The following is a 13586-nucleotide window of genomic DNA, read 5'->3' as shown; positions in this document are numbered from 1 at the left end:
CGGGGAACTTCAAACAGCTACTCACCCCCTATCACGCCTACCCGTCACCACCGCCTGTCGTGCGTCATCCCTCCCGCCCCGGGCCGGGGCCCATTACCTGGCAGGTAATCGATCTTCGGAGCTGACGCAGGCAGGGTTGCCGTCACAGGCCGGGGAGCGCGGGACGCGCACACCACCAGGGCCTGAGGTCACGGTTGTTCCCCCTACGACGGGTGAGAGGTCGAAGATGCGCGGTACGCAGATGCTGGGGCGTGCGGGAGCCGTCACGGTCGCGATGGTGTCCGGGATAGCGTTCGGCACGGCACACACGAACACGAACACCGACGCGGGAGCCGCGCTGCACGCGACGGCCGCCGCCGCACCGGCCTCGGTCGCGTGCGCGGAGGTCCGTGACAAGGTCGGCACGCTGGAAGGGACCATCACCCCCAACGCCTGCGCGTTCATGAAGCGGCAGATCACATTCGGCGAGACCCCCACCGGGACGCCGCCGCAGCCGGGCGAGGTCCAACACCCGCGGGTCGCCGCCTATCTCGACATCTTCGACCCGGAGGCCACCCTCTGGGAGGCCGGGGGCAATCCGCAGCGCGGGCACTCCGTCATCGGGAAATCCATCGTCGGCTCGCTGGGTCTCGTACCGGACCTGCGCTATCGGGGCACCGAAGTCGTCGCGGACGGTGCGGTGGTGATGTTCGGCCAGTGGAACGAGGTCACCATCAAGGGCCACAAGGTCGGCTACCCGCAGATTGCCCGCAACGTCCTCTCCGACGACGGCAAGACGATCCAGGCCCGACGCTACTACGACCGGTACACCGTGTTCCGCTCCGCCGCCCCGGAGCTGCGCAACCTGTTCGAGGGTGTCGCGGACACGGGTCCGGACGCGGACATGGGCCCGGCGGCCGACGCCGGCCGGGGCCCCGCGCCGCACCCCTTCCGCGCCGGGGACATCACGGCGCGGCTCGCGGCCTGGAACACCGAGGACGTCGACGCTCTCGTCGGCGGCGCCGGACCCGGCCGCCTGACCGCGCCCGGCCTCGCCGCGCCCCTCAGGACCGCCGACGGCAAGGCGGCCTATCTCCGCCGGCTCTTCGACCACGCCGACGTCCGGCTGAAGCCGGGCCAGGTCGCGTTCGGCCGCACGCACACCTTCGTGGAGTGGCACGGCACCGTCACCAGTACGAAGGGCACGAACGTCCCCTTCGGGATCGTGGAGCGCTTCGGTCCGGCGGGCGAGTGGGAGCTGTACTTCGACACTCTGCCCCTGATCGCCAACCAGGCCCAGATCGACGCCATGTTCCAGCGTCTGGCCCAGTCCTGATAGCGACGCGGCCGGTCGCGGGTCCTCAGCCCCTGGGGGGGGCGAGCTTGCTGGCCGCCCCAGGGGGCTGAGGGTTCCCTCGGGACCCATGGCCCGGGCCGGATCGCCGGCTTCTCCCCGATCCCGGCGTCCCAGGTCCTTCACGCGGCTGGTGCACATGTTCAGCGCCCGGCCGCAGTAGCGTTCCACTCGGACATCGTCTGCCGCAGCCGCGAGCCGTGACGCCTGGGCCCGCGTCCGCAGCGTCCTGGGTGGTGGCGCATCGGCTCCTGAGCAAGGGTGGTTTCCGGGTGTGTCACTACTGCGGCTGCCGCGAGATCTCCTTGATCAAGGACCTCATCGTCGAGCACGAGATGGCGACCGACCTCGCGGGGAGCGCGGTCCGGGCGCTGGCACGAGGCGAGACCGCCGCGGCCCAGGGGCTGCTGCGCGGCATGGCCGAAGTGCTTCGGGCGCACTGGCGCGGCGAGGAGAACGGCCTGTTCGCGGTGATGCGGCAGGACGCCGAGTACGCGGCGTACATCGCGAACCTCGAACGCGAACACCGTGAACTGGACCAGTTGCTGGCCACGGCCGACCTCGGTGATCCGGACGACCGCCGGAGGTTCCTCGACGCCGTGGACGAACTGTACCGGCACATCGCCAAGGAGGAGGACGGGCTCTTCCCCGCCTCGCTCACCGCGTTGACCGGAGACGACTGGAACCGGGCGGCGGCCGCCTGGCGCGAGGCGCACCCGGAGGCCGGGGAGTAGCTTGTCGACGCCGACGGCGCGATCTGCCACCTCTACTGCTGAGGGGGCACGATTCGTGCAGCGGCTGGGCAATCGATAAGGTGCCAGGTCACGACCGCACCCCGTTCGATCCACGGGCCGGTCAGGGCTCTGCCAAGTTTGTGGCACCTCCACGGCTGCCGTGCTGACCCCTGCCCACCTGGGCCCTGGGACACCGGGGGCGATCTTCACGCCGGGGCAGTCGGGCCCCGGCCGACGGGCCAGGAGGAACGAGTGGCACAGATCATCGCCGAGGTCTCACGGACGTTCAACGAGTTTCTGCTCTTGCCCAACCGGACCCGGACCGACTGCTCGCCTGCGACGGTCGAGTTGCGCACGCCGCTGGTGCGGCACATTGTGGGCGAGCCGTCGACGATCGAGCTGCACTCCCCGTTCACGTCCGCGATCATGCAGGCCGTCAGCACACCGGAACTTGCGATCGCGCTCGCTCGCAACGGCGGTCTGAGCTTCCTGCACCACAACCAGTCGATCCAGGAGCAGGTCGCAGCGGTCTGCCAAGTGAAGAACTTCAAGGCCGGATTCGTCACCAGCGATACGAACGTCCGGCCTGACGACAGCCTGGGTTTCCTGGTCGACATCATGCGCCGCACAGGTCACAGCACCGCCGCGGTCACCCACGACGGGACCGCCACCGGCCGCCTGCTCGGCCTGGTGACCTCCCGCGATTTCCACCCTCAACGCCACGACCTGGCCGAACCGGTCAGCGGGCGGATGACCGCCATCGCCGACTTGCCCCATGCGGGGCCTGACACCACGCTGTCCGAGGCCAACACCCGGCTGTGGGACGAACGGCTGGACTGCCTCTCGGTGCTGGACGGCGAGGGCAACCTGCAGTATCTGGTGTTCCGATCCGACTACACGGACAACAAGCGATTCCCGAATCAGGTCGTGGACGCCGCCAAGCGCCTGCGCGTGGGCGCGGGCGTCAACACCCATGACTACCAGGAGCGCGTTCCGGCTCTGGTGGAGGCGGGCGTGGACGCGTTGTGCTTCGACTCGTCCGACGGCTACAGCGACTGGCAAGCACAGGCCCTGACCTGGGTGAAGAAGCATTATCCCGAGATTCCGGTGGGCGGTGGCAACGTGGTCGACGGCGAGGCGTTCACCTTCCTCGCCGAGGCGGGGGCGGACTTCGTCAAGGTCGGTGTGGGCGGCGGTTCCATCTGCATCACTCGCGACCAGAAGGGCATCGGCCGCGGCCAGGCCAGCGCTGTGCTGGATGTTGCGGCGGCACGGGATGCCTTTCGCGAGCGCACCGGCGAGTATGTGCCGATCTGTTCCGACGGCGGGCTGGTGCACGACTACCACGTGGCTCTGGCGCTGGCGATGGGGGCGGACTTCGTCATGATGGGGCGTTACTTCGCGCGATTCGACCAGGCGGCCGGCGCGAAACTGCCCACCCGTGACGGCTTCGTGAAGGAGTACTGGGGTGAGGGCTCGAACCGTGCCCGTAACTGGCAGCGCTACGGTCAGGGCGGTCAGGGGCTGGTCTTCGAGGAAGGCGTGGACGGCTATGTCCCCTACGCAGGCGACCTCAACGAAGGGCTCGCCCTGACCGTCGCCAAGCTCAGGACCACGATGGTCTCCTGCGGTTCCGCCACCCTGGCAGAGTTCCAGTCCACGGCCCGGCTGACCCTCGTTTCGGACCAGAGCTTCCAGGAGAGCCACGCCAACGTCACCCTGCGGGACACCCCGGCGACGGTGTCCTGACAAGCTGCCGAGGCCCATCGAGGCCTACTGGTGGGAGCGGAACAGCGCACGGTCGAATAGCCCCCTCCTGCCAGTAGTCCTTACTCTGCGCACTGGCTGCTGTCCGCCCGCGAATGGCACCGAGAGCCTTGGCCGGCACCGTGTTCACAGCCGTGCCTGCAAGACCGCCGTCGACGAGCTCGGCAACCATCCCTCTTCTTCGGAGGGAATCCCCGCCTTCAGGCGGGGAGGGAATCCGATCCTGAACCCTGCGGCGCGGAGCGCCGCAGTTTCGCTCCGGAACGCCTCGCCCGCGGAGCCGCGCTCAGTCGGGCCGCTTCTGGTTCTCGATGTAGTCCTTGACCACGTGGAGGGGTGCGCCGCCGCATGACCCCGCGAAGTAGGAGCCGGACCAGAAGCGGCCGTGCATGATGGCCTGGTTGACGTGGCCGGTGAACTCCTGCCTCAGCCGGCGCGAGGACACGCCCTTCAAACTGTTGACCAAGTTCGACAGGGCGACCCTCGGCGGGTAATGCACGAGCAGGTGCACGTGGTCTTCTCCGCCGTTGAACTCGATCAGGTCTGCCTCGAAGTCCTCGCAGACTTTTCGCATGATCTCTTCGCAGCGTGTCAGCATCTCGTCGTTGAAGACGGTCCGCCGGTACCTGGTGACGAACACCAAATGCGCGTGGAGGTGGTGGACGACGTGACGGCCGCGCCGTACGTCAGGGTTTGGTTCCCAACGTGGTGACATGAACCAATGCTACGGTTAAGGTCGATTCGAGCCGGAGGGGGTGGACTGAATGATCCGTGCGTACAAGTTCCTCCTGCGACCCACCGCCCGGCAGGACCAGGCCCTTCGCGAGATGCTGCGCGATCACTGCTCGCTCTACAACGGCGCGTTGCAAGAACGCCGTGACGCCTACCGGCACAGCTCGAAGACGACGGTCCGATACGGGCAGCAGTCCGCCCAGCTCAAGGACATCCGGGCATTCGACCCGGAACGTCAGGGCCGTTGGTCGTTCTCTTCTCAGCAGGCGACGTTGCGACGGCTGGACAAGGCGTTCTCCGCGTTCTTCCGTCGGGTCAAGGCAGGGGAGAAGCCGGGGTATCCGCGCTTTCGTTCGGGCAAGCGGTTCGACACCGTGGACTTCCCGAAGGACGGAGACGGCTGCCGCTGGGATGCCACCGCGCACGACCCCGTCACCCGCGTCCGCCTCCAGGGCGTCGGGCACGTCAAGGTGCACCGGCACCGGCCGGTGGCCGGCAAGGTCAAGACGATCAGCGTCAAGCGCGAAGGGCGGCGCTGGTACGTCATCCTCACCGCCGACCAGGAACAGCCCGAGCCGCTGCCGGCGACCGGCAGCATGATCGGCATCGACCTGGGCATAGCGAACTTCCTCGCCGACTCGGGCGGCGAGTTCGTGCCCAACCCCCGTCACGGAGCGAAGGCCGCCGCGAAGCTCGAAGCCGCGCAGCAGGCCCTCGCCCGGTGCAAGCGGGGCAGCAAGCGCCGTCGTAAGGCCGCGGAGACGGTGGCACGTCTGCACCGCAACGTCCGCCGTCAGCGCCTGGACCACGCCCACAAGACCGCCCTCGGCCTCGTGCGGGAGCACGACCTCATCGCGCACGAAGACCTCAAGATCCGCAACATGAGCAAGGCCCCCGAACCGAAGCCCGACCCCGACCAGCCGGGCAGCTTCCTGCCCAACGGGGCAGCGGCCAAGGCCGGACTCAACCGCTCGATATCGGATGCCGGCTGGGGAATGTTCCTCGCGATCCTGAACGCCAAGGCTGAGAGCGCCGGGCGGGAAGTGATGGCCGTGGACCCCCGCAACACCTCCCGGCGGTGCCCCGTATGCGGGTACACCGCCAAGGAGAACCGGCCCACACAGGAGACGTTCCACTGCGTCGCCTGCGGCCACAACGCGCACGCGGACACCGTCGGTGCTCTCAACGTCCTACGGGCCGGGCTGGTCCGTCGCGAAGCCCAACCGGCATAGCGAGAAGCCACCCCGTTCACGGGGCGGAGGAGTCACGACGGAGACAGCACAGTCACATCGGTCGCGACCACTCGCGCCGGTCACCGGTGCCGACGGCTGCCGGCCGGACACCCCGGCAAAAAGGCCGGTGTGCCGCCGCCCGGGCTCGCGGCGTCGTCGGTCTCGCCCCACGCGCGCGGCGTCTCGTGGCGTCGTCCAAGCCCGGCGGCCCGCTCACCGGGTGCGCTCCGGGGCTCGGGCCCCTCCCGTCCACCGACGCCTCCCGCGGCCGCAAAGAGGGGCGTGTCCATGACGGTTTGTGCGTCTCGTGCGTCACGTGCGTCTCGTGATGTTCGCCGGGACGGCTCCCCGTCCGCGCCGCCGGTGCCCGCCCCCGCCGCGAACCTGCGTGAACAAAACAATCAGACCGCTCGGTAGAGCCGCGTGACCTGGAGCATGAACCTTTCGCTTGACCGGATCAGACAGATCTGTCTAATCTTTTTCCTGTACTAGACAGACCTGTCTAACCCTGAGGTTGACCCATGAGCCTGACACCCACTGCGCGCTACGCCGCCCGTACGAACAGCCCCGTACGACGGTCTCCTGCGTACGCCGCCCACCGGCGACGACGGGGCCCGGGACCCATTGCCTCCCTTGCCCTGCTCGCCTCGATCGTCGTGTCGCTGCTGGCCGCATCCAGTGCCCCGACCCCGCTCTACGCGATCTACCAGCAGCGCTGGGGCTTCTCGCCGATCACCACCACCACCGTCTTCGGCGTCTACGCGCTCGCTGTGCTGGTCTCGCTCCTGGTCCTCGGCAAGATCTCCGACCACGTCGGCCGCCGGCCGGTCCTGCTGGCGGCGCTGACCGGGCAGGCCGCGGCAATGGTCGTCTTCGCCACCGCCGGCGGGGTGGACGCACTGCTGGCCGCCCGTGTCGTCCAGGGCGTGGGCACCGGCGCCGCGCTCGGCGCGATCGGCGCCGGCATGCTCGACATCGACCCGCGCAGGGGAGGGTTCCTGAACTCCTTCGCGCCCGCGGTGGGCACCGCCGGCGGCGCCCTGGTCTCCGGGCTGATCGTGCAGTACCTGCCCGTGCCCACCCGCCTCGTCTACTTCGTACTGCTCGGCATATTTGTCCTGCAGGCGCTCGGTGTGCTCGCTCTGCGCGAGACGGTGAGCCGCAAGCCGGGCGCGCTGGCCGGCATGGTCCCCGAGATCAAGCTGCCCAAGGCCGTTCGCACCCCGGTGGCGATCGCCGCCCCCGTACTGTTCGCGGTGTGGGCCCTGGCCGGCTTCTACGGCGCGCTGGGCCCGGCCATCATCCGGACCCTGGTGCACTCCACCTCCGTCGTGTGGGGCGGGCTGCCGCTGTTCGTGCTCGCCGGTTCCGCAGGCCTGGCCGTCCTGGTGCTGCGCGGTACCTCGACGCGCACGGTGATGCTGCTCGGCGCCGGCGCACTGATTGCCGGTGTGGCGATCACCCTGGTGTCCATCGGCCCGGGCACCGGCGGCCCAGCCGCCGCGACCGGGTTCTTCGCGGGCAGCGCGATCGCCGGCTTCGGCTTCGGCAGCGGGTTCCAGGGCGGCATCCGGATGGTGATGCCGCAGACGGAGCCGCACGAGCGGGCCGGTGTGCTGTCCCTGCTGTACGTGGTGTCCTACCTGGGCCTGGGCGTACCCGCGGTGATCGGCGGCGTGCTGGTCGTGCACGGAGGCGGACTGCTGCAGACCGCCCGGGAGTACGGCATCGCCGTCATCGTGCTGACGGCCGCTGCGCTGGCCGGCCTGCTGCTCAGCGGCCGCCGCGCGGAGCCGGTGGCAGCGCTCCGGACGGCAGCCGGCTCCACCCCCGAGGCCGCACCCGCACCGCAGACCGCACGGGTGCCGCAAACCGTCTCCGGCTAGAATAGACCGATCTGTCTGAAGGGGTGATCGTCATGGCAACCAGGACCGCAACGAAGCCGTCTGCACGGGAGCGCCTGCTCGAGGCCGCCAACGAGCTCTTCTACAGCGAAGGCGTGCAGACCGTTGGCATCGACCGCATCATCGAGCACGCCGGAGTCGCCAAGGCATCCCTCTACAACACCTTCGGGAACAAGGAAAGCCTGGTCTGCGCCTACCTGGAATCCCGCAAGACGCGCATCCAGGACCGGATCCTGCGGACCCTGACCCGCTTCAGGACCCCCCGCGAACGCCTGCTCGGCGTCTTCGACGCACAGGGCGAGCTTTTCACCGCCCCCCAGTACAACGGCTGCGCGTTCGTGCGGGCCACCGCCGAGGCGCCGGACGACAGCTCGATCAGCCGCGCGGCTGACGACTACCGGGCCTGGGTGCGCGGCCTGTTCACCGAACTGGCCACCGAGGCCGGCTACGCCGACCCCGAGGGGCTGGCCCGCCAACTGCACCTGCTCTACGACGGCGCCGCACTTTCCGCGCGGATGGACCGCGACCCCTCGGCCTCCACCACCGCCCGCGCCGCCGCGGCCGCCCTGCTCGACGCGGCGCCGCTCGCGGAGCCCGCGACCACCAGCCCGGGAAGCTGAAGGTCCAGGGGGACCGTTCCCGCCCCCGACCGCCGCCGGCCGGCTGGGCCGGATGCGCCGACTCGCGCGCGAAGCTGCGGACAGGACGTGCGCAATCCACGCTCACGGGGACCGAGCAGCGCCGCCGGTACGGTGTGCGTCCGCCGGGGGACAGGATGCCCTCCTGCGACCTGGCGGTGGAAGAGGAGTACGAGCCCCGGCGGTCCTGGCCGGACGAGCAGGCCGGCTGCCAGCTGTTCTTCCGGGCTACCGGGGCGAGCAGACCGCGCACGTAGTCGCGCATACGACGGCGGAGCTCGACGCGGCGGAAACGGTGGCCGATGGTCAGGAAGAGGTCGTCCAGTTCGAGGTTCCAGTGTTCGGCAGCACGCCCGGTGATCACACCGGGAGGTTTCCCTGGTCGCTGCCACTACCAGAGGCGGCGGCACACGTTCGAGGGGCGGTCTCCGTGAGACCGCCCCTGACCACCCACCAGCCCGCTACACTCCAGCCGCCCAGCGAAACCCGCAGCTCAGACAGCGAAATCCTGCTGGATCACTAGAGCCAGCCGAGTCGTACAGCCTTCACTCCGGCTTCGAAGCGGCTTCGAGCACCGAGCCGCTCCATCAAGGTGGTGGCGATGCGGCGGGCAGTCCGGTGTGAGACACCAAGGCGTTTGGCGATGGCCTCATCCGTGTGTCCCTCGGCGAGCAGCTTCAGCGTCGTGGACTCCGTGTCGGTCAGGTCGTGCTTATCACGAGGTGCGTTTGCCCCCAGTGGGGTTGCGCTCGCCCACACGCTCTCGAAGAGCGCGCAGAGCGCGATCAGGGTTCCGTGGCCGCTGAGCACGACAGCCGCTGCCGCGGTGTCGTCTCCGTTGACCGGAATAACAGCGGAAGCCCGGTCCATGATGATCATCCGAGTGGGCAGGGCGGCGACGGTTCGTGCTTCTCGGCCCAGCGAGGTAAGCCATTCCGCGTACTCCACGATGGGTGGGCAGTTGCGAACACTGTCCAGATAGATGGTCCGCATCCGCACACCCCGCCGAAGCAGCGCCTCGTCGCGCGGCCGAGCCTGCTCGAGTCCCGCAACAATGTGCTCGTTCTGGGGCGAGAAGATCATTACTTCCTCGCGCACTTCGCGCTCGAGCAGGTTCAGCCGGTCGCGGATGTGGTCGAGGCCGACCAGGTGCTCAACGCCTGGATGTGCTGCAGACGGCCTGAGGTCCGCGCACTCCGCGATGAGCCGGGCCGCGGCAGCCCGGGAGGCTTCGATACGTTGCTGCTGCGCGGCCAGCTCGGCCTGCTGGCGAGCCAGCAGCATCTCCATGCCGATTTCGGGGCTGACCGCTCTGATCTGTCCGGGCTCTTCCTGCGAGGGCCTGACCAAAGCTAGTTCGCTCAGACGGTCGAGGCCGCCACGGACTGATTCCTCGGGCATGCCGAGTCGCTCGCACAGCGCGGCGACGCCCTCGGCCGGATACGTGAGCATCGCCCGATACAGGGTTTCTGTCTCCTGGTCGAGTCCAAGCGTAGTCAGCAAGAGGCCCCCCTCAAGGTGTGGACAGCGATAATTCCATGGATCTTGTAAATGCCAAGAGGCTGAGCCGCAAACGTGGCCGCTTCAGTCCAAGGCCCCAATCGTCCAGCTTGATCAAGTGGTAAGTAGTTCGCCCCAGTTGGAATCCTGGGACCATGTATCTCATCCATGCCCATCTCAAGGGCCCTACGGGAGCCGTGCTCACCGACCAAACGGCGGAGCTCATCCACGCATGGGCACTGAGCCAGGAACAGGTCGAGCACGTCACAGCCCACCCCGGCGCCGCCCCCCACCCCATCGTCGGTGTCTACGTACTGGCCGACTCGCTGCACCAGGCCGAAGAGCGCGTAGCCGCAGTCTGTCACCGCGCACTGCGGCAGGAGCCGTCGTTGTCCACGTGGACGCTCGTGCGGGCCGAAGCGCCGCTGCTGGCCCCATTGGTCCATGGCCCGTTGGGTCCACCAGAGAACCCTTACATGGGGTCTGACCTACGAGGAAAGTAGTTGTTGCCAGCAGGGCGACAAGCTCAGTCGGCACCACCGGAGATCAGGCCACCGCGGGACCTGGGGCCGGTGAACTCCCCCTTACTGCTCATGGCCCAGAAAGGTCACTCACCATGTATGCCATCCGTTTCGCCAAGGCCGCCGCGGTCGCCGCCGCCGTTGTCGGAGCCCTCCTCATCACCGCCATTCCCACCACAGCGGAGACCACCCCGCCCCCGCCGGCCGCCGCTGCGGGCACCTGGGCCGGCGACGAAAAGCCGGGACAGTCCCACGATTTCGATTGGGGATAACCCTGCTGGCTGCCCAGGCGGGCATCAGCCGCCGGGATCCCGTCCCGTACTCGTAACTAGCCCCGCAGAACAGCTGTCGATCTCGGCCTTTTTGCGCCATCACCCCGCCACTGCCTCATCGGCAGACAGCTGCGCAGATGACCGGCTGACTCGTGCCCCACGCGCACCGAGCAGCCCGGCACCGGCAAGGGCAGCGGCATCAGAGGGATGCAATCCGCAGGAGAGTCCGGACGTGTCTTCCTCCGTCCGCAGAGCAACGACCCACTCCAGTGCGCAAGCCAGTTACCGATCCGCGTCGACCGATTGCGAATTGCCATGTATGGAGATGTCAGTTATGTGCAGGCAGGCCCGATACAGGGCTTCCCTGACCTGAGGCCGGCTGCCCGCCGAATCCCCCAGCTGTCGGAGCGTGAACACCAAGTTCTCCTCCTGCTCGCAACAGGCGGAACGAATCACGCGATCTCTCGACGTCTCGGCGTTGCCGAGGGAACCATTAAGGCTCATGTCGGGCGCATCCTCCTGAAACTGGGACTGGAAAGCCGAACAGCCGCTGCCGTCACCGCCGTTTCCTATCTGAATCCGTGCCCGTGCGCTGTCGTATCTACGGGCATGGGCGAGTCGAACCGTCTCGGCTCCTGCATCACCGCCGATCCGGTTATGCCGAAAGTCTAATTGCCGGACAGGTGGCCCTAACGGAATGCTTAGGGCAGCAAGAAGGAACAAGGAAGAAATCGCAAGGGTGAGGATTTCTGATCGAGTTCTCAGAAATCTAGGTTTCTGTAGCAGGGCTGAATGATGCCCAAATGCACCTTAAATGCAGACGCTGAGGATTCCGTCAGGAACCCTGGCCACCCAATCTCTACATGAATTAATTGCATCACGGATAAGCGTCATTCATTTCAATCAAGAGGAGTCTCCAATGATTAGTCTGAAGACCTCTAACCGGAAGTCCGTGCGAGCTGGCATCACTGGTGTGGTTGCCGCCACGGTGGCCGGCCTCGCACTGGTGGCCCTGCCGGGCCAGGCCTCCGCCGCTGGGGGCGTGCAGCCTCCGGGGCCCACCACCACCACCGAGAACTACATCGCCTACTTGGAGGGCAGGGCGCTTGCGGGCGACGCCGAGGCTGCCGACATCGCCACGCAGTTCAAGGCACTCAATTTCATGGATCAGTTCAGATTCCTCACGGTGATCAGTGACTCGAATACGACCCAGGCGTACACCCAGGCGGTTAGCGAGCTGGGCGACGAGGCGGCCGACATGCCACCCACAGAGGGATCGTCCACGAAGGTGCTCGGCGCGGGGCACGCGGTCGAGACCGTGACCGAGACCGGAGAGGCCGCACCGCTAGCACCGCAAGTCCAGAAGAGCACTGTCATGGCGGCCGCAGCCTCCTACAGGGACATGTGGGCCTCATACACGGTCTACGACACAGTTTTCGGTATTCGCGTCACCAAGGTCAGCGTCCGCACCAACTACCAGGTCAACGGCACAGACACGACCAAGGTCTACCCCGGTAGCGCCTCTCACTACAACTACGTCCCGGCCGCCTCGTTCTCCAACACTGCGGTGTCCGAGTGGATCTCCTCCCCGCCCGCCGACAACGCCCAGTCGGAGACCGTCTGGACGGCCACCTGGAAGGGTGGCCTCGGCTCCTGGTCTGCGCGCGAGCGGGTGTGGGGCGACTACCGCGGCTTCGTCGGCGGCTACCTGAAGTAGCAGTCCGTACCGCGTCTCCAGGCCGGGGGTGGTGCAGACGGTGCGCGCCGCCTGCACCACCCCCGACCGCGTTGATCCGGGGGTTCCCTCGCCACCCCCGCTCATGTATCGTTTTTCGATAACAACGTTAATCGATAAGCGGGGTGGATGCTGTGATGCAGGACCAGAAGCTGCTCGAACCCATCGCCACCGTGGTCTCGGTGGCCCTGCGTCTACTCATGGCTCTGATGGTCGCCGCATTCATCCTCTCCACGGTCCACGGCTGGGGTGGCGGCAGTGTCTGCATCACAGACTGGACCTCCAACAGCTCGTACGCGGCGCGGGACTTCACCCCTGAACCGGGCGCCAGCGTCGGCTCCGTTCCGCGCTACTGCGCAGAGAGCGCAACAACCGCGCAGAACGTCCTGGCCGGCCTCAGCCCTCTGGCGTCACTTGCCTTGAGTGTTGGGGGCCTCTTCCTCCTCAACCTGCTGCTCCGCGGCGCGTCACGCGACGGAGTGCACACTCTTCAGACCGCCACCCGGCTGAGACTGCTGGGGTGGTGGCTCCTCGCGGGCAGCGTCGCTGCTGCGACCATCGCTGCTGTTTCGCAGGCGGCCCTCCTGGCGTCACTGGCCCGCGGTGTGGATCTCACAGCCGTCTCCTGGCTTCAGGCCTGGAACGCGCCTTATCTGGCCATATTTACTGGTCTTGGTCTACTCACTTTCGCCCGGATCACTCGTGCCGGCTCCAGGATGCGAGAAGACCTCGAAGGACTCGTCTAATGGCCCCCGAAGAAGGCGACGGTCATGCTGTCGTTGTTCATCTCGACAAGCTTCTTCAGCGTCGTGGAATGACGTTGGCCGAACTTGCCGCCCGGGTGGGCGTGACAAATGTCAACCTGTCTGTACTCAAGAACGGTCGCGCAAAAGCGATCCGCTTCAGCACACTCACGCGCATCTGTGAAGTATTGGAGTGCCAACCCGGCGACATCCTCACCATTCGGACAGGTGAGGGTGAAAGTGCAGAAAACTAACCACCGGGCCTCGATGGTTTGCCGCTCAATATGATTAGGGAGAGCATCCGTGTACGGAACGATGGACACAGGGGCGAAGGTTGCAATCGGTTTGGTCGTCGCCCTGATCGTCGTAGGAATCACCGCTGGAGTGAGGTGGTTCAGGAAGTCTGCATCCACACACTCGACAGGCGACGAGTAGTTGCGCTACTGAGCCTTTTCAACTTGGCGGCAGCGGCAGG

The 13586-nt window shown here is 67.3% G+C and carries 14 protein-coding genes and 1 pseudogene; 12 read left to right on the top strand and 3 right to left on the bottom strand.

Features of this window, described 5'->3' with window-relative positions; translation table 11 throughout:
- The first annotated feature begins 226 nt into the window (after positions 1-226).
- The 3 genes from OG972_RS00760 (at position 227) to OG972_RS00750 (ending at position 3816) form a co-directional block, all read left to right on the top strand.
- Positions 227-1315 (top strand): hypothetical protein, encoded by a 1089-nt coding sequence (locus OG972_RS00760; RefSeq protein WP_266977760.1) that lies wholly within the window; start codon positions 227-229, stop codon positions 1313-1315.
- Between the two features lie 254 nt (positions 1316-1569).
- Positions 1570-2067, top strand: coding sequence for a hemerythrin domain-containing protein (locus tag OG972_RS00755; RefSeq protein WP_266977759.1), 498 nt, complete (start codon positions 1570-1572; stop codon positions 2065-2067).
- A gap of 252 nt (positions 2068-2319) precedes the next feature.
- Positions 2320-3816 carry an IMP dehydrogenase gene (locus OG972_RS00750; RefSeq protein WP_266977758.1) on the top strand — a complete coding sequence of 499 codons (1497 nt, stop codon included), beginning with the start codon at positions 2320-2322 and terminating at the stop codon, positions 3814-3816.
- A gap of 304 nt (positions 3817-4120) precedes the next feature.
- On the opposite strand, the gene tnpA is transcribed toward OG972_RS00750, so the two are convergent.
- Complete coding sequence (gene tnpA, locus OG972_RS00745; RefSeq protein WP_266977757.1) at positions 4121-4549, bottom strand: IS200/IS605 family transposase; 429 nt, start codon at positions 4547-4549, stop codon at positions 4121-4123.
- Between the two features lie 49 nt (positions 4550-4598).
- Between tnpA and OG972_RS00740 the strand changes: the two genes are divergently transcribed.
- The 3 genes from OG972_RS00740 to OG972_RS00730 all read left to right on the top strand — a co-directional run bounded on the left by OG972_RS00740 (position 4599) and on the right by OG972_RS00730 (position 8322).
- The gene (locus OG972_RS00740; protein WP_266977756.1) at positions 4599-5798 is read left to right on the top strand and encodes a transposase; all 1200 of its coding nucleotides are present in this window, start codon (positions 4599-4601) and stop codon (positions 5796-5798) included.
- 521 nt (positions 5799-6319) lie between these two features.
- Complete coding sequence (locus OG972_RS00735; RefSeq protein WP_266977755.1) at positions 6320-7684, top strand: MFS transporter; 1365 nt, start codon at positions 6320-6322, stop codon at positions 7682-7684.
- Positions 7685-7716: 32 nt separating this feature from the next.
- The gene (locus tag OG972_RS00730; protein ID WP_266977754.1) at positions 7717-8322 is read left to right on the top strand and encodes a TetR/AcrR family transcriptional regulator; all 606 of its coding nucleotides are present in this window, start codon (positions 7717-7719) and stop codon (positions 8320-8322) included.
- 191 nt (positions 8323-8513) lie between these two features.
- On the opposite strand, the pseudogene OG972_RS00725 reads toward OG972_RS00730, so the two are convergent.
- Both OG972_RS00725 and OG972_RS00720 read right to left on the bottom strand, forming a co-directional pair.
- Positions 8514-8665 (bottom strand): annotated as a pseudogene (locus OG972_RS00725) (IS701 family transposase); the annotation flags it as partial.
- Positions 8666-8859: 194 nt separating this feature from the next.
- A complete protein-coding gene (locus tag OG972_RS00720) occupies positions 8860-9843 on the bottom strand; it encodes a helix-turn-helix transcriptional regulator (RefSeq protein WP_266977753.1) in 984 nt (327 codons plus the stop codon).
- A gap of 152 nt (positions 9844-9995) precedes the next feature.
- Between OG972_RS00720 and OG972_RS00715 the strand changes: the two genes are divergently transcribed.
- The 6 genes from OG972_RS00715 (at position 9996) to OG972_RS00690 (ending at position 13365) form a co-directional block, all read left to right on the top strand.
- The gene (locus tag OG972_RS00715) at positions 9996-10343 is read left to right on the top strand and encodes a hypothetical protein (protein WP_266977752.1); all 348 of its coding nucleotides are present in this window, start codon (positions 9996-9998) and stop codon (positions 10341-10343) included.
- 113 nt (positions 10344-10456) lie between these two features.
- Entirely contained in the window at positions 10457-10633 is a 177-nt protein-coding gene (locus OG972_RS00710) for a hypothetical protein (RefSeq protein ID WP_266977751.1), read from the top strand.
- A 207-nt stretch (positions 10634-10840) separates the two neighbouring features.
- Entirely contained in the window at positions 10841-11305 is a 465-nt protein-coding gene (locus tag OG972_RS00705; protein ID WP_323135834.1) for a helix-turn-helix transcriptional regulator, read from the top strand.
- Between the two features lie 247 nt (positions 11306-11552).
- A complete protein-coding gene (locus tag OG972_RS00700; protein ID WP_266977749.1) occupies positions 11553-12350 on the top strand; it encodes a hypothetical protein in 798 nt (265 codons plus the stop codon).
- A 155-nt stretch (positions 12351-12505) separates the two neighbouring features.
- The gene (locus OG972_RS00695) at positions 12506-13114 is read left to right on the top strand and encodes a hypothetical protein (protein ID WP_266977748.1); all 609 of its coding nucleotides are present in this window, start codon (positions 12506-12508) and stop codon (positions 13112-13114) included.
- Complete coding sequence (locus tag OG972_RS00690) at positions 13114-13365, top strand: helix-turn-helix transcriptional regulator (protein ID WP_266977747.1); 252 nt, start codon at positions 13114-13116, stop codon at positions 13363-13365. The genes OG972_RS00695 and OG972_RS00690 overlap by 1 nt, the downstream gene beginning before the upstream one ends.
- Positions 13366-13586 lie beyond the last annotated feature (221 nt).

It is taken from the genome of Streptomyces sp. NBC_01669, from assembly GCF_026339735.1.
GTDB lineage: Bacteria > Actinomycetota > Actinomycetes > Streptomycetales > Streptomycetaceae > Streptomyces > Streptomyces yanii.
The sequence above is the reverse complement of the archived record's forward strand: the minus strand, read 5'-3'. Positions and strand labels throughout refer to the sequence as shown.